Genomic DNA, 25,967 nt, shown 5'->3' with positions numbered 1-25,967 from the left:
CCTTTGCTTATTTTTATATCTAAATGAACTCAAAAAGCAGGGAAAGGGTGGATTTTATGGATTTGATATATTGGACTATTATAGGAATATTGTTCGCTGGCGCCTTTGCCAGCTTATTTATACCCATCCTTCCAGGTGTTCTATTGATGCTGGGTGGTTTCATTCTATATGGGGTTTTTTATTCTTTTGAGCCATTCAACTGGCTGTTTTGGTCCATTCAGGGCATGTTTGTGGCCTTGCTGTTCGGCGCTGATTATATAGCAAACATAATAGGAGTCAAAAAGTACGGAGGAAGTAAGGCTGGTATATGGGGAAGCACTGCGGGACTGATAGTCGGCCCATTTATAATTCCGATTGTCGGTATCCTGATCGGTCCGTTTATAGGAGCGGCCCTGGCTGAATTGCTGGTCAATAAAAAGAATCTTAATGATGCAATTAAAATCGGTTTTGGTTCTGTTGTTGGCTTTGTGAGCAGTGTAGTGACCAAAGCAATCATCATGGTCATCATGCTCATATCTTTCTTTATGATCATATAAAAAATCGTGCTGAATGAGCACGATTTTTTATATGTTTTTTTGGAGTTGGAGCAGATAATTAATTCAGCCCGCAAATTTCAAAAGAACAATTCTGGCAATCAACTTCCCGCTTTAGATAGGCAAGGTTTTTGATAGTGAATTTTAGCTGGTCATAGGAAATGATGTCTTTTTCGCGCAATTCCTTCAGCATCCTTTGGATCACTTCCCTGGTTCCATAGGTTAAATTGGCAAGTTCCTGATGTGTGAGAGGCAAATCAATCAGGATGCCTTCATCTGTCATTACACCATAGCTGTTGCACAGCCTGATCAGAATGGAGTATAACCCTCCTTTTTTTCCGTTCATGATCAAGTCCTGACACTTCATTTGTGCCTTGAGGTATCTAGTACTTAACCAATTAACAAGTGCATTCATAGCGGTTTTATCATTGAGGATGAATTCTTCGAAATGTTCTCTTCTGATCATCAGGACTTCACAATCAGTGAGAGTTTTGGCTGAAAAATGATATCGCGGCGTATGCTTGAATAATTCATATTCTATGATCATCTCTTCGCCGTTCAGTATTTTCAGGATAAATTCCTTTCCCTTCATATGAACACGGCCCACTGACGCACTTCCGCTCAGCAAGATATAAACGTTCTGGACGTTTTCGTCTTCCTGGAAAAGGATAGTGTCTGCCTTGATTTTTTGGATTGTTTCCTTATCAATGAAATTCTGCAAAATCAAACTGTATAATGATATATTTTTGTCCACCAGGATCGACTCCTTATTATGCCTCTCTATACCTTGATTTAAAAGAATTGTTTCTACTGTGTCAATTGTGTTTTGGTAATAAATGGTTGAGGATTTGGCTGGATGCGACATATATCGTTGACAGGACTGCATTCAAGCAATATTGACGATTTTCTGAAATTTTCAAAGCAGCATTCGGAGTATAATCAGAATAAACTGCAGGGAGTTGGGATACTTTAAACTTGTTAAGCCAAAGCATTTTATTTGAAACGATTACCGTTCTTTGGTAATCTAAACATGAAGCACTTTTAGAACAATTCTAAATACTGAATTGTATGAAAGATTGTTCGGAAAGTGAAACTCGATACATAGGAGGATGTTAATAATGGCATTTGAATTACCACAATTACCGTATGCATATGATGCACTAGAACCACACATCGACAAGGAAACAATGAATATTCACCACACAAAGCACCATAACACTTATGTAACAAACTTGAATAATGCTTTGGAAGGAAACGAAGAACTTCTTTCTAAATCTGTTGAGGAAGTCGTATCTAACCTGGATGCTGTTCCAGAAGCGGCACGCACTGCTGTTCGCAACAACGGCGGCGGACATGCTAACCACTCTTTATTCTGGCAAATCCTTTCTCCAAATGGTGGCGGAGAGCCAACAGGCGAACTTGCTGATGCAATCAACTCTAAGTTCGGCGGATTTGAAGGTTTCAAGGAAGAGTTTTCAAAGGCTGCAACCACTCGTTTCGGCTCTGGCTGGGCTTGGCTTGTAGTAAACAACGGCGAGCTTGAAGTAACTAGCACTCCAAACCAGGACTCTCCATTAATGGAAGGCAAGACTCCGATCCTTGGATTAGATGTTTGGGAGCATGCATACTACCTGAATTACCAGAACAGAAGACCAGAATACATTGGCGCATTCTGGAATGTAGTTAATTGGGAAGAAGTCAGCAAGCGTTATACTTCTGCAAAATAATTGATTGAAAACACGAGAGGCTGCAGTAAATGCAGCCTCTCTATTTTTTTGACAAGTTTTCCTTTGTAAGACCCTGCGCAAAAACTGAATAACCCTGTTTACTTTGTTAGAAACTACCCAAGAGAAAAGGGGAGTCGATCATGAGCAAAGTAAACAAATTATTAGGAGACATTGAACTGACAAAGGACTTGGCGCTCCTATTGATTATTGGGGGTCTGTACTCATTAAGCATTGCCCTTTCCAATACTTTCGTTAATATCTATTTATGGAAACAATCCGGTGAGCTAGCAGACTTGGCAATGTATAACCTTTCGATTGTCATTGCACAGCCTCTCACCTTCATCCTTGCTGGGAGATGGGCAAAGAAAGTCGACAGGGTCATTGTTCTTCGCATTGGTGTCATCTTTCTCGCGATGTTTTATGTAACCGTTTTGTTTGTAGGCACCAGAGCATCGGAATTCCTATTATTACTGGGTGTCCTTTTGGGCATAGGCTATGGCTTTTATTGGCTGGCCTTCAATGTCCTCACTTTTGAGATCACTGAACCGGAGACACGTGATTTCTTTAATGGATTTCTTGGCATCCTTGGATCTGTTGGAGGTATGATCGGTCCGGTGGCTGCTGGATTCATTATTTCCAGGCTTGAAAAACTGACAGGTTATACAGTGGTGTTTGGACTTTCGCTGGGGTTATTTTCAATCGCGGTGTTACTTAGTTTTTTCCTTAAACGCAGACCCGCCCACGGAAAGTACTGGTTTATGCGAATTATAACAGAAAGAAGGAACGATAAAAATTGGCGGATGGTTACGAATGCCCACTTCTGTCAGGGGCTTAGGGAAGGTGTATTTGTCTTCATCGTTTCCGTCTTTGTATTCATTGCCACAGATAGCGAAATGGCCTTAGGTACATATGGATTGATTAATTCAGGGATTTCTTTTCTTGCTTATTTTTTTGTATCCCGTACGTTGAAAAAGGAACACAGGAAAAAGGCAATCCTTGTTGGCGGACTGATTCTTTTTCTTGCCATTTTCCTGCTTGTTTTCAATCTCAGCTACCTGCGGCTTCTTTTATATGCAGCCCTGATTGCGGTTGCTTATCCATTACTTCTGGTTCCTTACTCTTCTATGACATATGATGTCATTGGCCTTGGCTGGAGAGCAGCGGAAATGAGGATAGAGTATATCGTGGTCCGCGAACTATTTTTAAATCTTGGCCGGATTACTTCAATTGTGCTTTTCCTGCTCTCAATCCATCTTTTCAGTGAAAGACAGGCCATCCCTGTCCTGCTTGTCTTACTGGGAAGCGGGCATACCTTGATTTATTTCTTTATTAGAAAGATCCAGTTAAAAGCTCCAGCATAACAGGTAGCAAGCCTTGTTCATAAAAAGTCGGCCAGGCGTATAGCCTGGCCGACTTTTTATGGAAAAATATTCTTATGAGTTTTTTAATAGAAAAAGGCGGCGTAATTCGTTAAAATAAAGGATAGTGTAAAATCAGGACATACAGACTGAAGAGGTGGGAGAGGCTTGAACAAGAAGAAAAAGAAGAAGACGCATGTTCCATTCAGGCTGAATATGTTATTTTTTGCGGTGTTTGTCTTATTTTCGATGCTGATTTTAAGGCTTGGGATTGTTCAAATCGTTTACGGTGAGGACTTCAAAAGAGAAATCGAACGGACTGAAGATGTGACCGTGAATAATCCTGTTCCTAGAGGGAAAATGTATGACCGGAATATGAAGACAATCGTTGACAATACGCCTAGCAAGGCGATTACTTATACTAAGAGCCAGAGCACTGAGACGAAAGAAATGCTTATGGTCGCGGAACGACTCGCGAAATTAATCGCTAAGGATTCAGAGGAAGACCTGAAGAAGGTCCGGGAAAGGGACAAAAAGGATTACTGGATTTTAACAAATGAAGAACGTGCAAAGGATAAAATCAAAGAAGAAGAATGGGCGCAGTATGATGAGAAAAAGCTTGATGATAAAGCGATTTACAATCTTCAGCTTGAGCGTATTACTGAGAATGAATTGAATGAATTAACCAAGGATGACCTTGAGATACTTGCTATTTTACGTGAAATGATGAGCGGATATGCGCTGTCACCTCAAATTGTTAAGAAAGACGTAACTCCTGAAGAGTTCGCCATTGTCAGCGAGAACCTCGAAATGCTGCCTGGAGTGGATACAACAACAGATTGGGAGCGCAAATATAGCTATGATAAGACTCTGAAGTCCATTTTAGGCAAGGTGAGTGACTCGGAAAAGGGCCTGCCTAAAGAGAAGCTTGAGTATTATCTTGCCAGAGGGTACAGCAGGAACGACCGTGTGGGCTTGAGTTATATCGAGCAGCAATATGAAGATATTTTGCAAGGACAAAAAGCTAAGGTAAAGAACATTACTGATAAAGGCGGCAATGTTCTTGATACTCAGGTAATTTCTGATGGTCAGCGAGGAAAGGACCTTGTGCTTACGATTGATATGGACCTGCAGCTCGCTGTCGAAAAAATCATAGAAGAAGAATTGTCAAAAGCAAAGCAGACGCCAAGAACAGGACTCCTGGACAGGGCTTTCGTTGTATTGATGGATCCTAATACAGGAGAAATTTTGACCCTCGCTGGAAAGCAGATAGTCAGAGATGAAGAGACAGGTAAGACCGTCATGCAGGATTTTGCCAGCGGTAACTTTACAACATCTTATAATGTTGGATCCGCTGTAAAGGGAGCTACGATTTTAACTGGATTTAGTACTGGCGCAATAAGTCCAGGTACACAATTTTATGACACACCGATTAAAATCAAGGGCACTAACCCTAAGAAATCATGGAAGGCAGGACTAGGGACACTGGACGACCGCAATGCCTTGAAGGTATCGTCCAATGTTTACATGTTCCGGACAGCCATAAATATTGGTAAGGGAAATTATAAGTATGATCAGCCTCTGTATCTGGAGCCACAGGCATTTGATACGATGAGGAATCATTTCAGCCAGTTTGGCCTGGGTGCAAGAACAGGAATCGACCTGCCTAATGAGATGGTGGGTTTCAAGGGTACAGAAAAAAGGCCGGGTCTATTGCTTGACTTTGCAATTGGCCAATATGATACGTATACAACATTGCAATTAGCACAATATGCTTCCACAATCGCGAATGGCGGAAACCGGCTGCAGCCAAGGATTGTAAAGGAAATCAGGGAACCAGTAATGAAAAATGATGAGGTTGGTCCTGTTGTAAATGAATTCGAGCCTGTCATCCTTAATAAGGTTGATGCAAAGCCAGAATGGTTTGACAGGGTCCAGGAAGGATTCAGAAGAGTTATGCAGGAACGCGGGGGAACAGCATATGGAGCATTTTATACTGCTGATTACAAACCTGCAGGAAAGACCGGTACAGCACAGGCATTCTATGATGGGCCAAAAAGAAAGAATTATGATAAACCCCCTGAAGTCATGAACTTGAGCCTGATTGCCTATGCACCTCACGAAAATCCTGAAATCGCCATGGCCGTCATGGTACCGTGGGCGTATGAAGGAAATCAGGGACACCATGCCAATAATGATATCGGCCGGAGGGTCTTCGATACGTATTTTGAATTGAAAAAGAAACGCCTTGAAGGAAATATGAATCCGGAACAGCCGGTTCAGGAAGTTGAAGAGAAAAAAGAAGGAACTGAACTTTTAGAAGAAATCGCGGAAGATATTGAGCAATAAATCATCAGAACTGTCTCTTAAGAGGCAGTTTTTTTTATTATTTGGGAATACTATGCATAACCGGCAAACCCAAAAATTTTTGTTTTTCGACAAAAGCATACATGAGTCGCAAATTTACAAAACCTTTACATTGAATTAAAACAACCTTAAAAGAAAAACAGTATTCTGGGTCTTGTAGGACATAACAACCACATGTCGTAGGGGGAATTAAGAATGAAGAGTTTTAAAAAAATGAACCTGTTTTTAATGCTGGCGGCTGTAATGTTATTCACTGCAGCTTGCGGCGGTGGAGATAACGAAGGCGGAAACGGTGAAGAAATGGAAGGCAGTGTAGTAGTTGATGGTTCTGGTACAGTCTATCCATTCATGGCCCGCATGGCTGAAAACTATATGGGTGAACAAGAGAATGTTTCTGTAGAAGTAAGCCGCTCTGGAACTTCAGCAGGATTCAAGAAATTCCTTGCTAAAGATGGAACTGACTACAACGATGCATCCCGTCAGATCAAGGATGAGGAAAAAGCCAAAGCAGAGGAGCTTGGCATCGAAGTGCAGGAAATGAAGGTTGCCCTTGATGGAATTACAATCGTTATTAATAAAGATAACGACTGGGCTAAAGAGCTTACCGAACAAGAAGTGAAAGATATTTTCCTTGAAAGTGCCGGGAAGAAAAAATGGTCTGATGTACGCGCAGATTTCCCGGATGAAGAAATTAAGACTTACGGACCTAATGAAAATCACGGAACCTATGAGTTCATGTTTGAAACGATCCTAGAAGAACAAGATCTTCCTGAAGACATTAATTTGCAGCAAGACTACTCGACTCTGGTAGACCTTGTTTCAAAAGATAAAAACGCAATCGGATTTTTTGGTTATGGTTACTATGAGAGCAACAAAGACAAGCTATCTGCTGTTAAAGTAGACTTTGGCAACGGCCCTGTTGAACCCTCACTGGATACAATCAAAGAAGATGGTGAATACGCTCCTTTCACTCGTCCTGTATTCACATACTTGAATGTGAATCACGCTAAAGATAAGCCGCAAGTTCTCGATTATGCAATTTACACGATGAACAATGCACAGGATGTGGCGAAAGAAACTGGATTCGCACCACTGTCAGATGAGGACGTTAAAACGACTCTGGATGCATTAAATGGCATGAAGAAATAAATCTTGAACCACGAGGAGATGAGAGGTAACACCTTCTCATCTCTTGTGTGTGTTTTAAATAATTACATGGTCCCTGGGGTACTATAAGGCAAAGTTCTTCCTTGGATGAGAAGGATGAAAGGGGTTTTTCGCGTGGCAAAAAGCGTTGTCCGGGAACACGGCCAAAAGGTAAATGTTCGTGAACTCATACAGGAAAAGAAAAGTACCAAAAGCTTCACTAATACAACTGAAAAGTTAATCCCGAAGATATTATTTGGAATTGCAGCAATCTCTGTTTTAACAACAATCGGAATTGTTCTTACATTATTAACGGAAACTATCGCCTTTTTCAAAGAAGTCCCTTTCCTGGACTTCTTCACCGGAACTAAATTAAAGCCATTGGGAGAAAATGCGGTATTCGGTGTTTTGCCTTTGCTTACCGGAACCCTTATTTCTACGGCGATCGCAATGCTTGTTGCGATACCGGTTGGCTTGATGACAGCAGTGTTCTTGAGTGAGTATGCTTCAGAAAGGACACGCAGACTATTAAAGCCTATTCTTGAAATTTTGGCAGGGATACCAACAATTGTTTATGGTTTCTTTGCCTTTACTTTCGTAACACCTTTATTAAGGTCATTTATCCCAGGACTTGAACCAACAAATATCCTCAGTCCGGGAATAGTTATGGGGATCATGATTATCCCGATGGTCGCTTCATTATCGGAAGATGCAATGAGTTCAGTCCCAAATGCAATGCGGGAAGGGGCTTTGGCCCTTGGAGCGACAAAGCTGGAGGTAACATGGAAAGTTGTCATTCCTGCAGCGGTCTCTGGTATTATCGCATCGTTTGTGCTTGGTATTTCAAGGGCAATCGGCGAAACCATGATTGTTGCAATTGCAAGTGGCAGCTCGAAAAACTTCACCTTTGATGTCACTCAATCCATGCAGACAATGACTGCCTACATTGTTGAAGTTACCGGAGGAGAAGCAGCTGCAGGAACTACTTTGTACTACAGTCTTTATGCAGTCGCAATGACTCTATTTGTTTTCACATTGGTTATGAACCTGGTCGCCCAGTATATCTCTCGAAAGTTTAGGGAGGAATATTAAGATGAAATATGTAGATTCAACTCAAGTCCAGAAAAAAATGGGTACACGTCTATTGACAAACAATCTTGCAAAAGCGCTTTTTTTCCTGGCAACATTGTTTGGACTCATTGTATTGGTCGTTTTGATTTATCGAGTGCTAAAAGACGGACTGCCATGGATCAACATGGATTTCATTATGAATCGATTATCGACTGACCCTGAAAGAGCTGGTATCTGGGGAGCGATCACTGGTACTTTATGGCTAATGCTTGTTGTTGCGCCAGTAACGATGCTTCTTGGAATTGGTACAGCAATCTATCTGGAAGAATACGCAACAAAAGGAAGAATTTCTTCCTTTATTAAAACGAATATATCCAATTTGGCTGGTGTTCCATCTGTTGTGTTCGGTATCCTTGGATTGACTGTGTTTGCAAGAGCTCTTGATTTGGGGTCCGTTGTACTTGCCGGTGGCTTGACGATGGCCTTGCTTGTATTGCCCGTTGTTGTGGTAGCAAGCCAGGAAGCGATTCGCGCAGTGCCTCAATTCCTCAGGGAAGCTTCTTACGGTATGGGTGCCACTAAGTGGCAGACAATCAAGAATGTTGTTTTGCCGGCTGCATTACCGGGAATTCTTACAGGTGTAATCCTTGCCCTTTCAAGAGCGGTTGGTGAGACGGCTCCACTTGTTGTAATTGGTATTCCTGCGCTGTTAATACCTATTCCAGATGGAATCTTTGATAAGTTCACGATTCTGCCGGTACAAATATATTATTGGACAGTTGACTCTGCCCTCGTTGCGGAATACGCCAATTTGGCTGCTGCGACAATTGTCATTTTGTTATTTGTCTTATTTGTGATGAATTCAATTGCCATTTTGATACGTAATAAATTCCAAAAGAGATATTAGTCTGGGAGGTTTTAACTTATGTCAGCAGTGACAGAAAAGACAAAAGCAACTGTAAAATCCAACACGATGAATAATGCTTCAGAAAATTCCAAGGTTGTATATGAAACAAAAGACCTTAATCTATGGTATGGAGAAGGTCATGCTTTAAAAAATATCAACCTGGCGATCAACGAAAATGAAGTAACTGCAATCATCGGTCCTTCCGGCTGCGGTAAATCAACTTACATCAAAACATTGAACCGAATGGTTGAACTTGTTCCCTCTGTCAAAATTTCTGGTGAGATTTTATACAGAGGAAGGAATATCCTTGAAAAGTCATATCAAGTCGAGGACTTAAGGACAAGTGTAGGAATGGTGTTCCAGAAGCCAAACCCATTCCCTAAATCCATTTATGATAATATTGCCTATGGACCGAAAATCCACGGGATTCGTGACAAGAAAGTGCTGGATGAAATTGTTGAGAAAAGCTTAAGAGGGGCGGCAATCTGGGATGATGTAAAAGACCGCCTGAACCAGAATGCATATGGCCTGTCAGGCGGACAGCAGCAACGTATTTGTATAGCGCGAGCACTTGCGATTGAACCGGATGTCATCCTGATGGACGAACCTACTTCCGCACTTGATCCGATTTCAACACTAAAGGTTGAGGAGCTGGTGCAGGAGTTAAAGAAAGATTACAGCATCATAATCGTCACACATAATATGCAGCAGGCTGCCCGTATCTCCGACAAAACTGCATTCTTCCTGAATGGAGAAGTCATTGAGTTTGCTGAGACGGATAAAATATTCTCTAACCCATCAGACAAGCGGACAGAAGATTATATCACGGGACGTTTCGGTTGATGTTTAATCTTGAAATTTCATTGGAAGGATGAGGATCCATGGTAGTAAGAGGGAAGTTCGACGAAGACCTGAAAACTTTGCATGAAAAATTGCTTGAGCTTGGAAACTTTGCTGTCAACGCACTCAACCAGTCACTCGTTTCACTTGAAAACAAGGATATTGAACTAGCTCTGAAAATCCTAGAGGATGATGCAGAAGCTAATATAATGGAAGAAGAAATCAATGATTTCGCGATTCTTTTAATAGCAAAACAGCAGCCGGTCGCAGTTGACTTAAGAAGGCTGATTGTTGCGATTAAAATAGCGACTGATATCGAGAGGATGGCAGACTTCGCTGTCAACATTGCGAAATCAACAATCAGAATTGGAAATGAACCTCTTGTCAAACCGATTGAGCACATTAAGCAGATGCACCAGTTATCTGTAGAGATGCTTAAGCTGTCTCTGGAATCCTATAATGAAGAAGACCTGGGTAAAGCCAGGCAGGTTGCCCAAATGGATGACCAGGTCGATGATTTATACGGACAAACGATCAAGGAACTATTGAGCCTTGCCCGGACTAAACCGGAACAGCTGGCTCAAATCACACAGTTATCATTCATCAGCCGCTATCTTGAACGAGCAGCTGACCATGTAACGAATATAGCCGAGAATGTTTTTTACCTAGTAAAAGGGAAAAGATATGATTTAAATCAGTAAGGTTAAAGAGCAGGGGGGATTCCTTGCTCTTTTTTTGTTGTTTAGGAAATTCGGGTTAAATTTAACTATATTTTGTCTTCTTAATCCAGCTCCAGCGATTTTAAGGGGCTGACCAAGGCGCTTACACTTTTGTTCCTGAAGAAAAAAAGACCCTCGATTATAAGGGTCTTTTTCAGTGTTATCTATTTTTTGTGATGATCTTAGCGATCTGGTCGTAGTCCAGTCCGCGTTTTAGTTCATACTTGCCGATTTGTACCTTTGTGTGATATCCCTTATCAATCAGGAATCGTTCGAATTTTGTTTGATCGTCGATGATTCCCTGGCTCTCTAACATTGTAGCAACATCAGCAGGGGACATGCCGCCTGCTATAACCAGTGTGAATGGCTTTTCCTCTTTTACTTCTTCTTTTTTCTCAGCGGTTTCTTCTTCTTTTGGTTTTTCATCTTTTACTGCTTCTGTTTTCTTCTCGTTGAGCTTGGCGAACTCGTCGCTGCTCAATACTTTGTATCCTTTTTCTTCAAGAATCTCTTTTGCATCTGAAACGGCAACTTTCTTTTCTGGTTCTTTTTCTTTTTCTTTTCCAGCAAATACGCTGCTGCCGGCCCAGAGGAACACGGCCGCAAAAAGTAGTCCTAGTGCAAATGCTTGAGCTGTTCGTTTGTTCATACAATCTGTCCTTTATCAACGAATTCATTAATGATTTCCTGTACTTCCTGAGTTGAAAGTGATGATTGCTTTGCGATCTGGTTTAGATCCATACCTTGCTGTGCAAGGGACCATACCTGATTTTTTATAATATCGTGAATTTGTTTTTTCCCTGTATTAAATGAAGTTTGCTTGTCCAGGTTTGTATCCCCTACGAGCAATTCTTCCTCAAGAACTTTGAGCTTTTTCTTAATTTGATATAAATCCTGTATTTGCTGGATTGTCAGCTGGTCTATCTCCTCGCGCAGTTCCTTGTATGGATCTTTTAAAAAGAAAGAAAGTGCGAAAAGGAGCGCGGCCAGGACAATCAGGCTAATGATGATGGAGCCCATCTGTAATTCCTCCCGAGCTTATATTGGTACACATAGAACTAGTTTACCATTCAGGGTTCGAAATTTCGATTCATATTTTATTGTTGAAAAAAAATGATAGATTTGTCTTATTATGATTTCCATTCGTTGTAAACAATGTCGAATTCCCTCCAAATTTGTAATGCTAAAAGACTACTGAAAAATAATTGAGCGATTCTGCAAAGCATATTCAACGGGCTGCAATTTACGACAATTTGTGTTCATTGTGGCTCTCAAAAGAACGTGCTAACATAAATTTAACGAATATAATTTAACTTTCAATCATAAAATGATTGATTTGGAGGTCCATCGTGGAAAATGGCAATCAGGATAAAACTAAGATAGAAGACCATTTATTTGCAACCATTATTATGCCAGGCAAACTTTATGTTTACTGGCAGCTGCAAGACGAAAAACTGCGTTTCATTGGCAAGTATTTTTATATACCTGAAGAACAGCTTATGATGAGATTGCGCTTATGTGAATTTCCTTCAGGAAGAGTCATCCATGAAGTCAGTCTTCGAAAAGGAGTATCCAGCTGGCTGTTTAAAGGAATCAGGGCAACTAGCAATTATCAGGTTGAAATTGGGATTGAAACTAAAACTGATAAGTTTTTTCCCATGCTTAGATCAAATGTCATTAACCAGAACACTAATATGCTGGAGCCAGTGGACAAGCAGTATCTTCCCGCATGGTCTGGCAATGTGAGTACCTATACTTATTATGAAAACCTCGAAGGGAGCATCTTTAATGAAGGACTCGGAAAACTGTGATAAAAAAACGATCCTGATGCTCTCATGGGAATACCCACCGGAAATTATTGGCGGTCTTGCCAGGCATGTCCATGGGGTCTCAATAGAACTGGCAAGAATCGATCTGCAAATTCATATTTTGACGAGCAGCCATTCTGATTCTACAGGGTATGAAAGAGTCAGGGAGGTTCATATCCATCGAGTATCACCGCTAAATGTCAGGGATCCTGATTTCCTCTCATGGATTGGCGGATTTAATTTGGCCGTTATTGAAGAAGCATCGCGGATAGCAAAGCATGTACAATTCGATATTGTCCATGCCCATGACTGGATGACAGGACCAGCGGCGGAGTATATCAGCAAGACATTGAACATTCCGTTAATTGCCACTATCCATGGCACAGAATTCGGCCGAAATAACGGAATCTTTACTGAACTTCAGCAATTTATATTAAAAAAAGAAAATGAACTTATCAATCAAGCGGACGAATTAATCGTTTGCAGTGGTTTTATGGAAAATGAGGTTCATTCATTATTTAAAGTTCCAAAGGATAGAATCACGGTCATTCCCAATGGAGCAAGGTTAGATGAGAATGATCAGCCAGAATTTGAGATTACAGAAATCTATCCTTTTTTAACAGACAAAAAATTAATTTTTTCAATGGGAAGAATGGTCCGGGAAAAAGGGTTTGACACTTTGCTTGATGCTGCATACCTAATGAGGAAGCAGCAAGACTTGTGTTTTGTGATAGCAGGAAATGGGCCTTTATTGGAGACTTACAGGGAAAGAGCAGCCCAGATGGGACTGGAGGAACGGGTTTATTTAATCGGGTTTGTGAATGATGAAATCCGCGATGCATTACTCAGGAAGTCACATATCGCTGTTTTCCCGAGTGATTATGAACCATTTGGACTCGCAGCTGCCGAAGCACTTACATTGGGCATCCCGACCATCCTGGCAAAAACAGGGGGCATGCAGGAATTGATTGAGGAGTATAAAACCGGCTTCTATATGCAGCCTGGCGATGAAAAAAGCCTGGCTAGCAGCCTTGAATGGATTCTAGGAAATCCATCTTTGGCAAAAGAAATCGCCAAGACTGGCAGGGATACAGTCTCTCAGAGATTCAGTTGGGCACAAAATGCACAGGCAACAAATCGATTATATAAAAGATTGTTATCAAGCAAAGCCAAAAGGAGGGTATTTAATGAAGATGAATGCTTATCTCCAAATTGACAATGAAGAGATCTACGAACCAATCAGGAAACCTTTGATTTTCAGTCCTGGTATCTGGATCGATGGAAAGGTGTACTGGCTGGGAAATCTGACTGAAAAACTTTTGCCGCAGGAAAATCTATCAATTAAAATCAAACAGGCAAATGTGCATTCAAGGGTTGAATTTTTTGAGCTTTATGTAACGAACCATTCGAGCCAAAATAAAGAAGCGAAGTTGATTTTGATGCAGCGCCATCGTGAAAGTGCGAATGAGCAATTCAGTTTTGTATCACCAAATGAAGATGTCATTTTTCACTTTGCCGATAAACGAATTTACCTCGTAAATGGTTTTAACAGCAAGGGCAGGATGAAACAGTGCACTGTCCAGCCGGTTTGGAATTTGAGTACTGAACGCCTTTGGAATTGCCGGGAATCAGGGAAGCTGAATTATCAGCCGATGGCAAAAGGGGCTGCTGCCAGCCTTTTCTCACTCGATTTAAAAATGAACCCACGGGAAACACAAAAAAGCAGCTGCTGGATGATTGAAGGAACAGAAAAAAATACGGTTGTTCATTTGAATGCAATGCTTTTAAAAAACACACTAGCAATTCCCGACAAAAAGTGATATTATAGAAAAGTCGTATGCACGAACCTAGCTTGAATAGTTTGGAGGGAAAATACATGCGTGTAAACATTACTTTAGCTTGCACAGAATGCGGAGAGCGCAACTATATTTCTAAAAAAAATAAGCGTAACAATCCAGATCGTCTTGAACTGAAGAAATATTGCTCAAGAGATAAGCGCCCAACTTTACATCGCGAAACAAAGTAAGCAGCGGGATTTTCCCAGCTGCTTTTTTGTTTGCCAAAAAAACTTTCTCCCCCCTTGCGTGAATGGTATTGTTAATACATAGATCTCAGATGTCATTAACAAAATTGGGGGAATAAGTATGAATGCTAAAATTAACCTTAGAGAGTCGATAAAAGCAAAATTATCCCAACTTAGCCTTCCTGTATACGAAGACCAATCCTACCAGATTGCACAACAACTCTATCAGACTGAGGAATGGAATACGGCAACAACAGTGGCAATCACAGTATCCAAAGCCCCTGAAGTAGATACTTTCCAAATCATCAGGAAGGGCTGGGAGCAGGGTAAAAGGATTGTCATCCCGAAATGCGAACCTAAATCAAAACACCTCGATTTCAGGGAACTTAAGCGGTTCTCAGAACTTGAATCGGTTTATTATGGATTATTGGAACCCATTGTTAACAAAACTATTTCAGTAACACCTGATAGGATAGATTTAGTGGTCGTACCCGGTCTCGCGTTTTCAAAAAACGGTTATAGACTGGGTTTTGGAGGAGGATACTATGACCGTTTTCTGGCAAACTATCAAGGAAAGACAGTTTCTTTGGCATTTAATGAACAGATCGTAAATGATATCCCAGTAGAAAGTCATGACATACCAGTTCATAAAATTATCCTTAGTGAAGGGGTAGTCAGCATTGGAAATTGACCAGTTCCTGATAATAGGGTTTATTGCCGTATTTGCAGGAGCACCCGCCTTTCTTCATCTTCTTAAACCTTCAGGAGCGATAGCAGCTTTTTTTACAGGAACTTCAATCTGGGCAGGATTTGGAATTAAAGGACTCTTCTTGTTGGGAGTTTTCTTTATAACTTCAAGCCTGATGTCCAAGTATAGAAGCCAGCGTAAGGAGAAACTGGGCGAACTGCATGAAAAGGGATCGGCAAGGGATTGGGCACAGGTAGCGGCAAATGGAGGAATGGCAGCATTTGCTGGTCTGGCTAATGTTATTACATCTGATCCTGTCTGGTTCATAGTATTGGCTGTTTCTCTGGCCAGTGCCAATGCGGATACTTGGGCTTCAGAACTGGGCGTGCTAAGTAAACAGCAGCCTATTTCGATCAAATCTATGAAAAGGGTGCCACGAGGGACTTCTGGTGCGATTTCTGGGTTTGGTACAGCGGCATCTGGTGCCGGTTCTTTGTTAATCGCACTGACTGCTGATTTCCTATTCGGATTAGGGTCGGGATGGACATTGGCTGTCTTGCTTTTGGGATTGACGGGATCTTTGCTGGATACCCTGCTTGGAGCCTATCTTCAAGCGGGCTTTAAGTGCAGCCGCTGCAATTTGCTGACAGAAAAAACAACCCATTGCGGTGAAGCCACCAGCCTTGTATCCGGCTTTGTCCAGATCAATAATGATGCTGTAAACTTTATATCATGTTTTACAGCCGCTATGATGGGAATGTCTTTATATAACATCCTTTAGGAATCATTCTTTAAATAGCAGGATGGGATGGCAATAAAATGTTCATAATGATAACGTTCACTCAGGGTACATTTTAATTGTAAGAACCATTTAAAATTAATTTAATTTAATTTAAGGGGGAATGAGATATGAGAAATCGTGTAAATCGTGTTGTGCTGGTTGGAACAGGCTTTGTTGGTTCAAGTTATGCATTTGCAATGGTCAACCAGGGAGTCACAGAGGAATTGGTTTTAGTCGACCTTAACAAGGAAAAGTCGGAAGGGGACGCCATGGACTTAAATCATGGGATGGCTTTCGCTCCTTCACAGACTAAGATATGGTTTGGTTCTTATGCAGACTGCAAGGATGCAGACCTGGTTGTATTATGTGCTGGTGCAAACCAAAAACCAGGCGAAACAAGGCTTGATCTGGTTGAGAAAAATACAAAGATTTTTAAGAGCATTGTCGATGAAATCATGGCCAGCGGTTTTGATGGTATTTTTCTTGTTGCAACAAACCCCGTCGATATCCTCACATATGCTGTTTGGAAATTCTCAGGACTGCCAAAGGAACGTGTAATTGGCTCGGGCACCATTCTCGATACGGCGAGATTCCGTTTCTTGCTTGGAGATTACTTCAAGGTAGATACACGTAACGTGCACGCCTATATCATAGGGGAGCATGGGGATACAGAACTGCCTGTATGGAGTCATGCTGACATCGGAGGCAAGCCGATAGCGAGGATGATAAAAGACCAGGAAAATTATAAGCATGATGATTTGGAGGAAATCTTTACGAATGTACGTGATGCTGCTTATCATATTATCCAGCGTAAAGGTGCCACCTACTATGGAATTGCCATGGGCCTTGTCCGGTTGACAAAGGCCATCCTCCAGGATGAGAACTCAATCCTGACAGTTTCAGCCCATTTAGAGGGCGAGTATGGCCACGATGATATTTACATTGGTGTACCAGCTATCGTCAACCGTAATGGAATTAGGGAAATAGTTGAACTGGCGCTGGACCAAGAAGAACAACGAAAATTTGACCATTCGGTAGAAGTTCTTAGAAAAGTTATGGACCCTGTCATGAAAGGGTAGGAGAAAAGGGGCTGTTCACAAAGCAGCCCTGTTTTAAATTCGTACCTTTGTAACCGCTTTCTTCTATTATATATGTATTTTGTAGCAGTTTTTTTAAACTGAACGGATAGAAATCTGTTTTTATTCCTAAAATAAAAAAGGGAGGGATCTATATGGTAAGGAAAATGGTTTCGATTTTCATGCTTGGACTGGCAGGCTATCTCGTCTTTGAAAACAGATATCGGGTAATGAATATGCTTCTGGGAAACAGGTTTTTGCGCCGGGTAGCTGTAGGCTCAATCATGGGACTGCCAGGAATCAGAAGCAAAATGATGAATTCAATATTCTCAGGACCTTCAGAGTTCCAGTGAAAAGACCTAGTTGGGTCTTTTTCTGCTTTAAAGGGCTCTTTATATCTCGCAACAAGTTATTTGGTTTATAATAATTTTGGAGAGGAAAAAATATAGTATATTAGTGGCTGGACTCTGGCGAGAAAGTAGGGGAGAAGTTGGCTTTATTGGAAGAATACTTGTTTTGGAAAACTGCGGAATTCCTGATTGTTAAGAAGGAGTATCGAGTCCTTCAGGTTTCACAGGATCAGGGAGAGCTGTGGCTGGAGAAAACAGAAAACAAACATTCGCAGGTTGTGCGCCTGCTTCATTATAATTTGGATTGGAGCAACTGGCTCCAGCGAGACATCATGATGGTTGCCGAAAACGGTGAAAGAATTCGCAGGAAGTTTGCTAAAGGGGAGTTAAAAGTACTTAATCTTTACTTTAGTGCATATCCACCTGTTGATGATTATAATTTTCACGTGGCTAAGCCATATCTTTCTGAAAATGGAAAGGTAACAGTTGAATCCGTCATAGTAGAAAGGTCCAATGCCGAAGAGTCATTAATGATGCTGGGAAGCAGATTTGATGACCAGCTAAATTTTGATTATGCTGGAGAACCGTCAGGAGAGGTTATTGAGACAATCAAGAATAATGCTCTGTTAAGGGCGGTGGAAAGGGCGAAAGATGAGCAATCAGTATTCCGTTATGGAAAGCCCTTTTTTACCTATATATTCATTGCAATCCAGATATTAATGTTTTTAGTTCTTGAGGCAGCGGGAGGAAGTACAGATACTTCCACCCTGATTAAGTTTGGTGCAAAGTTCAACCCTCTGATCCTTAAGGGAGAATGGTGGAGGTTTTTCACTCCGATATTCATCCATATAGGACTGCTTCATTTGTTCATGAATACCCTGGCTTTATATTATTTAGGAACAATGGTGGAACGGCTGTACGGGAATTTTCGATTTTTAATCATTTATATCGTAGCTGGTTTCAGTGGCGTGCTTGCCAGTTTCATTTACAGTCCAAACCTTTCGGCCGGGGCCAGTGGAGCAATATTTGGCTGCTTCGGTGCATTACTATATTTTGGGGTTGCCAGGCCGCGGCTGTTTTGGCGGACGTTGGGGCTCAATATCCTCGTAGTACTTGGCATCAATCTCGCTTTCGGCTTTACGATACCTGGGATCGATAATGCCGGGCATATAGGAGGCCTGTTTGGAGGATTTATATCTGCAGGAATCTTCCATCTACCAAAGAAAAGGCGCCCCTTGCTGCAAAGTGCATTCCTGGCAGTGGCCGTTGCGGTAATCTTTTTTTCATTGCAGTATGGCTTTAGCGGAAAAGCTGACCTGATAGATGAAAGATCTGTATTAGTGCTCGCTCAGCAGCATATAAAAGCAGAGGAATATCAACAGGCAAATGACCTGCTAAGCGAATATGGCGAGTCGGAAGAGCTTTCGTCGGAATCTTTATTCATGCTTTCGTTTACGGAAATCAAGCTGGGCAGGCTTGAGGATGCAAAAAAACATCTTCTAAAGGTGATCGATATGGAGCCAGAATTCCATGAAGCATATTACAATCTTGCCTTGATTTATTTTGATGAAAAAAATCTTGAATTAGCCCGCATTTATGCCAAAAAAGCTGTTGAGCTTAATCCTGGTAAAGAAAGTTACGAGAAGACTCTTGAACAGATCAATTACTATCTTGAAGAAGCTGCTTAAGGACAATGCTTTCCCCGGCCTTTGTTTGGGTGATGACCAACAGATGGCTCTTATCACGTGAAATCAAAATTAGGGGCATGGTACTATCAATCGGGTCTACGGTAGTGCCATCGCTTTTTTTTATGCCCAGGTAATAATTCTTATACAACCCTTCCCATAATTTCCCCAGTATGTTGGAAGTCTCCTTTTGCGTAAATCCTTTCAGAGGCTGATCTTCATACCTTCTGATTGTATCCAGTGGAATGACACTATAATTCAACGCTTTAAATCTGAATGTGTTTTCTGCTTTTCTCAGGCTTTGGTAGAGCTTGTTCTTTACACTCTGGTCCAGCACCTTTTTCCATTCCTTTTCCTGATTACTTTTGGCTATTGTGAAGGATTGAAGCGGGCTGAACGGCGAGTCGACCACATAAATCATATCATCAGACATTCTTTGGGCGCTTGTAATCCTGTCCCCATCACCATGCAGCTCTGCATAATGAAATGTAATGGCGTCATATCTTGCGCTTTCTCCATATGAAATAAACTCTTCCTGAATTAAATCGGCTGTATCCTGATCCCATTTAGCTAATTTACCTTTTAAAAGTCCATTTACAAATAGGAGGCCCATATCCTGTCTGAGATAGGCAGCTTGGTCCAACGTAGAATGAACCTTCCAATCAACCAGGTGCTGGTTGTTTTTTTTATCCCTTTGAAGAATCAATGCAGTGCTGGCACTTTTATAGTGGACCGCATCATTCAAGGGAAAAAATGTAATGGTCTCCGTCGATGTGTTGACGATTTGCAGTTGGATTATCAAGGCAGAGACAGCAATTGCCAGCGCGCTTATGCTTAAGAACCACAGCTTTTTCATTATACTCATCCTTTTTCGATTTTAAGGTAGGCAGGTCGGTATAAACACTATATGATACTTGTCCGGAACACATGCATCTAAGTATTTTTTTAGAGTGTTTTGGCTAAGATGGAGAAAGGAATCGACAGGAAAATATTGGTCGTCGTTAATGAGAGGTGTTAAAGATAAAATGGCTGAAAAAAAGAAACATCCAGTGCATGAAAACTTAAAAGACAATATCGCATTTTTAAGAGAAGAATTAGGGATTGGCAAGAGTTTCGATGTGATTCAGCTTGATGTGGAATATGCTGGCAGAGATATGGCCTTATTCCTGGTTGATGGATTTGTTAAAGACGACATATTACTCTATATCATGCAGTTGCTGGCAAAACTTGAGCCGGGGACCCTGGACGTAGATACACTAAAAAAACTTGTCAAAACCTATATTCCTTATGTCGAGGTGGAGACGACTGATGATCTCGATAAAGTAGCAGATATGGTGCTGGCCGGCCCAACGGCTCTTGCGGTTGATGGGATTACGGAAGTCATTCTGATTGATGCGAGAACATATCCTGTCCGCGGACCGCAGGAGCCAGATACAGAAAGGGTTGTGCGGGGTGCGAGAGATGGCTTTGTGGAAACCCTGGTATTCAATACGGCGTTAACGAGGAGGAGAATCCGTGACCGCACTTTAAGAATGGAATACATGCAGGTCGGAAGGCGGTCCCAAACAGATATAGTTGTTTGTTATATTGAGGATATCGCTGATCCCGATATGGTAAAGAAAGTGAAGGATTCGATCAGTAAAATTGATACTGACGGCTTGCCAATGGGGGAGAAAACGATTGAAGAATTTATTTCAGGCCGCCATTGGAACCCATTTCCAACCGTGAGATACACGGAGCGGCCAGATACGGCAGCTACCCATCTATATGAAGGGCATGTCTGCATTATCGTCGATGGCTCGCCAAGTGCCCTGATTACGCCAACAACCTTCTGGCATCATTTGCAGCATGCTGAAGAGTATCGTAATAAGCCGCTTGTTGGCGCTTATTTGCGAATGGTTCGATTCATGGCGGTCTGGTCCTCCATATTTTTGCTGCCATTATGGTATTTATTCGCGGTTAAACCAGAACTGCTCCCAAAAGGGTTATCTTTTATCGGGCCAAATGATCCCGGTCAGCTTCCCTTATTCCTACAGTTTTTCCTGATTGAAATAGGCATTGACGTCCTAAGGATGGCAGCCATCCATACCCCGACCTCCCTGGCAACCGCACTTGGGCTTGTTGCTGCACTGATGATTGGACAGGTGGCAGTTGAAGTAGGCTTGCTGACCAATGAAGTGATCCTTTATCTTGCAATTGCAGCTATTGGTACATTTGCGACTCCAAGTTATGAGATGAGCCTGGCAAACCGGCTGGTCAGGATATTTCTGTTAATTATGACAGCAGCATTCCATCTCTATGGATTCCTGATCGGCATAGTGCTGTTCATCTTCTTGCTTGTGAGAATGAAATCGTTTGGTGTCCCTTATCTCTGGCCGTTCATCCCTTTCAATCCTCGGGCATTCAGGGATGTACTCGTCAGGTCACCAATTCCTTTAAAGAACAGGAGGCCAAGGATTTTAAAACCGCAGGATCCTGACCGTTAAATTGTTTTAGCCAAAGCAGCGATTGCTGCTTTTTTTGTGGAAATGAAAACCCCGGGCTATGCCTGGGGTTCCAAAAAGCTTTCAGCGTGGTATTAAAAAAACTTCCCCACGGTGCTAAAATATTTTTTGGTTCGCCAACCAAAAATATCAGCACGGAGGAAGTCCCATGTCTAAAGACAATAACAGTTTAGCACACACTACCTGGAATTGTAAGTATCACATCGTATTCGCCCCAAAGTATAGGAGACAAATCATTTATGGGAAAATCAAAAAAGATATTGGGGAAATACTGCGTACATTATGTGAAAGAAAAGGTGTAGAAATAATTGAAGCAACCGCCTGTAAGGACCACGTACATATGTTAGTGAGTATACCGCCCAAAATAAGTGTGTCCTCTTTTGTCGGTTACTTAAAAGGGAAAAGCAGTTTAATGATATTTGATCGTCACGCAAACCTGAAATACAGATATGGAAACCGTAAATTCTGGTGTACAGGATATTATGTCGATACAGTAGGTAGAAATAAAAAGGTAATAGAAGAATACATTCGAAATCAAATACAGGATGATATAGTCGCAGAGCAGTTAACGATGATGGAGTACATTGATCCATTCACAGGAGAAGAAGTGAAGAAAAAGAAAAGAAGTTAAAAGGGGAGAAGGCCTTTGAGGTCTGGCCAGTAGAAGTAGTACAATTGGCGAACCTTTCAGTAGCCCTTTAGGGTCTGGTCAGTAACAAAGGCTTTCAGCCGCAGAGAAAACCACCCGTTCTCACGGGTGGTTTTTATTTTGACTGCCCTATTTTGTCATGAAATTCTTCACAGCCTACTTGAGGAGGCAAAGGGTATCCTATATACTTAAAATGTTAAACATGCTCTTATTTTCACAAACATTGAGGGGATTAAGTTGAAGACAATTTATGATATCCAGCAGTTCCTTAAAAATTTTGGGACATTTATTTACATAGGCGACAGAGTAGCGGACTTAGAGCTCATGCTGGCCGAGCTTAAGGAACTGTACGATTCCCAGATGATTGAGACAAAAGAATACCAATCCGCGATTTTGCTTTTGAGGCAGGAGATCCGGATGGAAAAAGAAAAAAAAGCAAATGAGAAAAGGTGACGCAGTATGGCTGAAAAATGGATTGTCGGTGTAGATTTAGGAGGAACAACAACAAAATTGGCTTTCATGAGTTTATACGGAGAAATCCTGAATAAATGGGAGATTCCCACTGATGTTTCAAATGAAGGGAAAAACATAACAGTCAACATCGCAAAAGCAATTGACGCGAAGCTTGAGGAACTGGGACATTCCAAGAACGAAATCCTTGGGATCGGCATGGGAGCCCCTGGGCCTGTAGATCTTGCAACGGGTGTAATTTTCGAAGCGGTGAATCTTGGCTGGCGTGAACCTTACCCACTAAAGGATTTGCTTGAAGTAGAAACTTCGCTGCCGGCAGTAATCGATAACGATGCAAACTGTGCGGCACTGGGAGAAATGTGGAAAGGTGCCGGTAACGGCGCAAAAGACCTGGTATGTGTAACGCTCGGTACCGGTGTCGGAGGAGGCGTCATTACGAATGGTGATATTGTCCACGGTGTAAGCGGCGCTGCCGGAGAAATCGGCCATATTACTTCTCTTGCTGAAGGCGGAGCTCCATGTAACTGTGGAAAGACAGGCTGCCTTGAAACGATCGCTTCTGCGACTGGTATCGTTAGGATTGCTGTTGAATTATTGAATACAGGATCATCTGAGGGAGAGCTGGCTGCAGTTTACAGGGAAACGGGTCTTGTAACGGCCAAGGATGTATTCGATTCAGCAAAAAGAAATGACGAATTGGCGTTAAGAGTTATTGATACAGTGGCTCTGCATTTGGGAATTGCTCTTGCAAACATCGCCAATACACTAAATCCTGAAAAAATTGTACTCGGCGGCGGGGTATCAAAAGCGGGCGATGTCTTGCTGAATCCTGTGAAAGAACAGTTTTTGCGCAATTCCTTTCCTCGTGTGGCACAATCAACCGAAATCAGTATCGCGACTTTAGGAAATGATGCAGGAGTGATCGGTGCCGCCTGGCTGGTTAAAAATAAGATTGGTCACATATGATAAGGTCAGGGAGTTTTCTATGAGAAAACTCCCTATTTAATTCATGCCAAAAGTTTCAATTTTAGAAAAATGGACGTTCCTGAAACTTTTCCAGGTTTGAATCGTCTATAATTGTGGAAAAACACAGAGAGTGGTCTAGGCTTTTTTGGCTTTAATTTTGTTTGCTTTTTAGAAAAAAAAGTATTAAGATTATCTTTGATTCTTGAGGAATGGAAAAATAACCCTAAAAATTCCCATATCTGTTACTGTTAACAGGGAGGTAGCAATCGGATGAAAAACATTAACTGGCCAAAAGCGTCCTTAGTTGTCATCGCCACGATTCTGCTTTGGCTAAAAACTTATATCGCCTATAAGACCAGCTTTGATATTAAAATTGAAAATTGGAGACAGGAAATCATCCTGTTCATAAATCCACTGAGCTTCTTGATGATCCTTTTCGGAGTCAGTATGTTCATGAAGGAGAAAACTCAGAAACGCTATATTTTGATTACTAGCTTCATAGTGTCAGCAGTATTGTTCGCGAACGTAGTGTTTTATCGCTTCTTCAATGACTTCCTGACCATTCCTGTACTTTTCCAAACAAGCAACATGAGCGATCTTGGAAGCAGTGTGACTGAACTGATCAATTTCAGTGATTTATTTTATTTTGCTGATTTCATCATTTTAGCCGTTCTGCTGAAAATTAAACCAAATTTGTTGGGATATCGGGAATATAGCAAGGTAGACAGAAGAGCCTTTTTCCTTGTAGCTATTGCCATTGCCTTTTTCAACATGGGAATGGCGGAAACAGAGCGTCCACAGCTATTGACAAGGACATTTGACAGGGAGATGTTAGTGAAGAACATAGGCACATACAATTACCACTTGTATGACGCTTTCCTCCAGTCAAAGTCTTCTGCACAGCGTGCAATGGCAGACGGAAGTGAACTGGCAGATATTGATAACTATGTACGTGCAAATTACCTGCCGCCAAATGATGAGATGTTTGGAATTGCAAAAGGAAAGAACGTAATCCTTATTTCCATGGAGTCGACACAGAACTTTGTCATCAACCAGACCGTGAACGGCCAGGAAATCACGCCATTCCTGAATGATTTTATTAAGGAAAGTTATTATTTCAATAATTTTTATCACCAGACCGGCCAGGGAAAAACTTCGGATTCTGAATTCCTGGTTGAGAACTCACTTTATCCATTAAGCCGTGGTGCAGTATTCTTTACGCATTCCGGAAATGAATATACCGCAACTCCCGAAATCTTGAATGATAATGGCTATTTTACAGCATCATTGCATGCAAATAACAAGAGCTTCTGGAACCGCGACATCATGTATCAATCATTAGGCTATGAACGCTTTTATTCGCTTCCTGATTATGAAGTAAACGAAGAAAACTCAATTGGGTGGGGACTGAAGGACATTGAGTTTTTACAGCAGTCTGTTGACCACTTGAAGGCGATGCCAAAACCGTTCTATTCAAAGTTCATCACATTGACGAACCATTTCCCATTTGAACTGAATGAGGAAGACCTTTATATCCAGCCATACACCTCTAATGATAAGACAGTCAATAATTATTTCCCTACTGTCCGTTATCAGGATGAAGCACTTAAACTGTTTGTCCAAAAGTTAAAAGATGAAGGTCTGTACGAGGATTCCATCATTATTTTATACGGTGACCATTACGGAATCTCTGAAAACCACAATAAGGCGATGAGTGAATATCTCGGTAAAGAAATTACGCCATTTGAAAGTACCCAGCTTCAGAAAGTTCCGTTGATCGTCCATATTCCTGGGCAGGAGGGCAAGGTTCTTCCTACTGTAGGAGGACAAATAGACATCAAGCCAACAATCCTGCATTTGTTGGGAATAGATACGAAAGATAACATCGATTTCGGCTCAGACTTGTTTTCTAAAGATCGACGTGACTTTGCTGTTCTTCGAGATGGAAGCTTCATCACCAAGGATCATGTCTTCACACGTGAGACTTGCTATGATAAAGCGACAGGTGAACCGACAGAAAAAGCATCTTGTGAACCATACTTTGAGTCAGCAAAGAATGAACTTGAATACTCCGATAAAATCATTTACGGAGATTTACTCAGATTCTACGGTGAGCAAAAAGAAGGCAAGGAGAGTTCAGATCCTGAATCAGATAAGTAAAACATCAACAAAACCTGCGCCCTTGTGGTGCAGGTTTTTATTGTTGAGAAGTGGAATCACAATTTAGGAAGAATAGGCTTCGTGGTTCTATTATTCCTAACTCAGGCAATTTTTCCGTATTTTAAAATTGAATTTTTA

The 25,967-nt window shown here is 41.5% G+C and carries 27 protein-coding genes; 23 read left to right on the top strand and 4 right to left on the bottom strand.

What is annotated here, in order from left to right:
* Nucleotides 1-56 precede the first annotated feature (56 nt).
* On the top strand, nt 57-536 hold the full coding sequence (locus tag B5X77_RS20495) for a DUF456 domain-containing protein (RefSeq protein ID WP_079510327.1): 480 nt from the start codon (nt 57-59) through the stop codon (nt 534-536).
* A gap of 58 nt (nt 537-594) precedes the next feature.
* On the opposite strand, the gene B5X77_RS20490 is transcribed toward B5X77_RS20495, so the two are convergent.
* Nucleotides 595-1,287, bottom strand: a complete 693-nt coding sequence (locus tag B5X77_RS20490; RefSeq protein WP_257391865.1) for a Crp/Fnr family transcriptional regulator — start codon at nt 1,285-1,287, stop codon at nt 595-597.
* Between the two features lie 364 nt (nt 1,288-1,651).
* Between B5X77_RS20490 and B5X77_RS20485 the strand changes: the two genes are divergently transcribed.
* The 8 genes from B5X77_RS20485 to phoU all read left to right on the top strand — a co-directional run bounded on the left by B5X77_RS20485 (nt 1,652) and on the right by phoU (nt 10,650).
* Entirely contained in the window at nt 1,652-2,260 is a 609-nt protein-coding gene (locus B5X77_RS20485) for a superoxide dismutase (protein ID WP_079509765.1), read from the top strand.
* Nucleotides 2,261-2,400: 140 nt separating this feature from the next.
* On the top strand, nt 2,401-3,621 hold the full coding sequence (locus B5X77_RS20480) for an MFS transporter (RefSeq protein WP_079509764.1): 1,221 nt from the start codon (nt 2,401-2,403) through the stop codon (nt 3,619-3,621).
* A 213-nt stretch (nt 3,622-3,834) separates the two neighbouring features.
* Entirely contained in the window at nt 3,835-5,967 is a 2,133-nt protein-coding gene (locus B5X77_RS20475; protein WP_257391905.1) for a peptidoglycan D,D-transpeptidase FtsI family protein, read from the top strand.
* Nucleotides 5,968-6,180: 213 nt separating this feature from the next.
* On the top strand, nt 6,181-7,134 hold the full coding sequence (locus tag B5X77_RS20470) for a PstS family phosphate ABC transporter substrate-binding protein (protein WP_079509762.1): 954 nt from the start codon (nt 6,181-6,183) through the stop codon (nt 7,132-7,134).
* A 114-nt stretch (nt 7,135-7,248) separates the two neighbouring features.
* Entirely contained in the window at nt 7,249-8,223 is a 975-nt protein-coding gene (gene pstC, locus B5X77_RS20465) for a phosphate ABC transporter permease subunit PstC (protein ID WP_079509761.1), read from the top strand.
* Nucleotide 8,224: 1 nt separating this feature from the next.
* Nucleotides 8,225-9,109, top strand: coding sequence for a phosphate ABC transporter permease PstA (gene pstA, locus B5X77_RS20460; RefSeq protein WP_079509760.1), 885 nt, complete (start codon nt 8,225-8,227; stop codon nt 9,107-9,109).
* Between the two features lie 66 nt (nt 9,110-9,175).
* On the top strand, nt 9,176-9,952 hold the full coding sequence (gene pstB, locus B5X77_RS20455) for a phosphate ABC transporter ATP-binding protein PstB (RefSeq protein WP_257391904.1): 777 nt from the start codon (nt 9,176-9,178) through the stop codon (nt 9,950-9,952).
* Nucleotides 9,953-9,990: 38 nt separating this feature from the next.
* Nucleotides 9,991-10,650, top strand: coding sequence for a phosphate signaling complex protein PhoU (phoU, locus tag B5X77_RS20450; RefSeq protein ID WP_079509758.1), 660 nt, complete (start codon nt 9,991-9,993; stop codon nt 10,648-10,650).
* Nucleotides 10,651-10,828: 178 nt separating this feature from the next.
* On the opposite strand, the gene B5X77_RS20445 is transcribed toward phoU, so the two are convergent.
* Both B5X77_RS20445 and B5X77_RS20440 read right to left on the bottom strand, forming a co-directional pair.
* Entirely contained in the window at nt 10,829-11,317 is a 489-nt protein-coding gene (locus tag B5X77_RS20445) for a hypothetical protein (RefSeq protein ID WP_079509757.1), read from the bottom strand.
* Nucleotides 11,314-11,688 carry a hypothetical protein gene (locus tag B5X77_RS20440; protein WP_079509756.1) on the bottom strand — a complete coding sequence of 125 codons (375 nt, stop codon included), beginning with the start codon at nt 11,686-11,688 and terminating at the stop codon, nt 11,314-11,316. The genes B5X77_RS20445 and B5X77_RS20440 overlap by 4 nt, the downstream gene beginning before the upstream one ends.
* Nucleotides 11,689-12,017: 329 nt before the next feature.
* Between B5X77_RS20440 and B5X77_RS20435 the strand changes: the two genes are divergently transcribed.
* The 9 genes from B5X77_RS20435 (at nt 12,018) to B5X77_RS20395 (ending at nt 19,082) form a co-directional block, all read left to right on the top strand.
* Nucleotides 12,018-12,479, top strand: a complete 462-nt coding sequence (locus B5X77_RS20435; RefSeq protein WP_079509755.1) for a DUF4912 domain-containing protein — start codon at nt 12,018-12,020, stop codon at nt 12,477-12,479.
* Nucleotides 12,457-13,692, top strand: a complete 1,236-nt coding sequence (locus B5X77_RS20430) for a glycosyltransferase family 4 protein (protein WP_176167385.1) — start codon at nt 12,457-12,459, stop codon at nt 13,690-13,692. The genes B5X77_RS20435 and B5X77_RS20430 overlap by 23 nt, the downstream gene beginning before the upstream one ends.
* Nucleotides 13,664-14,296, top strand: a complete 633-nt coding sequence (locus B5X77_RS20425; protein WP_079509753.1) for a hypothetical protein — start codon at nt 13,664-13,666, stop codon at nt 14,294-14,296. Before B5X77_RS20430 ends, B5X77_RS20425 begins: the two co-directional genes overlap by 29 nt.
* Nucleotides 14,297-14,352: 56 nt before the next feature.
* Nucleotides 14,353-14,502: a 50S ribosomal protein L33 gene (gene rpmG / locus B5X77_RS20420; protein WP_079509752.1), complete on the top strand. Its 150-nt coding sequence runs from the start codon at nt 14,353-14,355 to the stop codon at nt 14,500-14,502.
* A gap of 118 nt (nt 14,503-14,620) precedes the next feature.
* Nucleotides 14,621-15,190 carry a 5-formyltetrahydrofolate cyclo-ligase gene (locus tag B5X77_RS20415; protein ID WP_176167384.1) on the top strand — a complete coding sequence of 190 codons (570 nt, stop codon included), beginning with the start codon at nt 14,621-14,623 and terminating at the stop codon, nt 15,188-15,190.
* Nucleotides 15,180-15,968 (top strand): DUF92 domain-containing protein, encoded by a 789-nt coding sequence (locus B5X77_RS20410; RefSeq protein WP_079509750.1) that lies wholly within the window; start codon nt 15,180-15,182, stop codon nt 15,966-15,968. Before B5X77_RS20415 ends, B5X77_RS20410 begins: the two co-directional genes overlap by 11 nt.
* A gap of 128 nt (nt 15,969-16,096) precedes the next feature.
* Nucleotides 16,097-17,047 carry an L-lactate dehydrogenase gene (locus B5X77_RS20405; RefSeq protein WP_079509749.1) on the top strand — a complete coding sequence of 317 codons (951 nt, stop codon included), beginning with the start codon at nt 16,097-16,099 and terminating at the stop codon, nt 17,045-17,047.
* Nucleotides 17,048-17,199: 152 nt separating this feature from the next.
* The gene (locus B5X77_RS20400; RefSeq protein ID WP_079509748.1) at nt 17,200-17,397 is read left to right on the top strand and encodes a hypothetical protein; all 198 of its coding nucleotides are present in this window, start codon (nt 17,200-17,202) and stop codon (nt 17,395-17,397) included.
* 137 nt (nt 17,398-17,534) lie between these two features.
* Nucleotides 17,535-19,082 carry a rhomboid family intramembrane serine protease gene (locus B5X77_RS20395; RefSeq protein WP_079509747.1) on the top strand — a complete coding sequence of 516 codons (1,548 nt, stop codon included), beginning with the start codon at nt 17,535-17,537 and terminating at the stop codon, nt 19,080-19,082.
* Here the strand turns inward: B5X77_RS20395 and B5X77_RS20390 are convergent.
* Nucleotides 19,054-19,935 (bottom strand): hypothetical protein, encoded by an 882-nt coding sequence (locus B5X77_RS20390; protein ID WP_079509746.1) that lies wholly within the window; start codon nt 19,933-19,935, stop codon nt 19,054-19,056. The two genes, B5X77_RS20395 and B5X77_RS20390, sit on opposite strands and share 29 nt — an antisense overlap.
* A gap of 169 nt (nt 19,936-20,104) precedes the next feature.
* Here B5X77_RS20390 and B5X77_RS20385 point away from each other — a divergent pair, with 169 nt between their 5' ends.
* The 5 genes from B5X77_RS20385 to B5X77_RS20365 all read left to right on the top strand — a co-directional run bounded on the left by B5X77_RS20385 (nt 20,105) and on the right by B5X77_RS20365 (nt 25,829).
* On the top strand, nt 20,105-21,565 hold the full coding sequence (locus tag B5X77_RS20385; protein ID WP_079509745.1) for a spore germination protein: 1,461 nt from the start codon (nt 20,105-20,107) through the stop codon (nt 21,563-21,565).
* 166 nt (nt 21,566-21,731) lie between these two features.
* A complete protein-coding gene (gene tnpA, locus B5X77_RS20380) occupies nt 21,732-22,214 on the top strand; it encodes an IS200/IS605 family transposase (RefSeq protein ID WP_079508195.1) in 483 nt (160 codons plus the stop codon).
* Between the two features lie 255 nt (nt 22,215-22,469).
* Nucleotides 22,470-22,685: a YqgQ family protein gene (locus tag B5X77_RS20375; RefSeq protein ID WP_079509744.1), complete on the top strand. Its 216-nt coding sequence runs from the start codon at nt 22,470-22,472 to the stop codon at nt 22,683-22,685.
* A gap of 6 nt (nt 22,686-22,691) precedes the next feature.
* Entirely contained in the window at nt 22,692-23,669 is a 978-nt protein-coding gene (locus B5X77_RS20370; RefSeq protein WP_079509743.1) for an ROK family glucokinase, read from the top strand.
* Between the two features lie 270 nt (nt 23,670-23,939).
* Nucleotides 23,940-25,829, top strand: coding sequence for an LTA synthase family protein (locus B5X77_RS20365; RefSeq protein WP_079509742.1), 1,890 nt, complete (start codon nt 23,940-23,942; stop codon nt 25,827-25,829).
* Nucleotides 25,830-25,967: the final 138 nt, after the last annotated feature.

It is taken from the genome of Mesobacillus jeotgali, assembly GCF_900166585.1.
GTDB classification, from domain to species: domain Bacteria; phylum Bacillota; class Bacilli; order Bacillales; family Cytobacillaceae; genus Mesobacillus; species Mesobacillus jeotgali_A.
The sequence above is the reverse complement of the archived record's forward strand: the minus strand, read 5'-3'. Positions and strand labels throughout refer to the sequence as shown.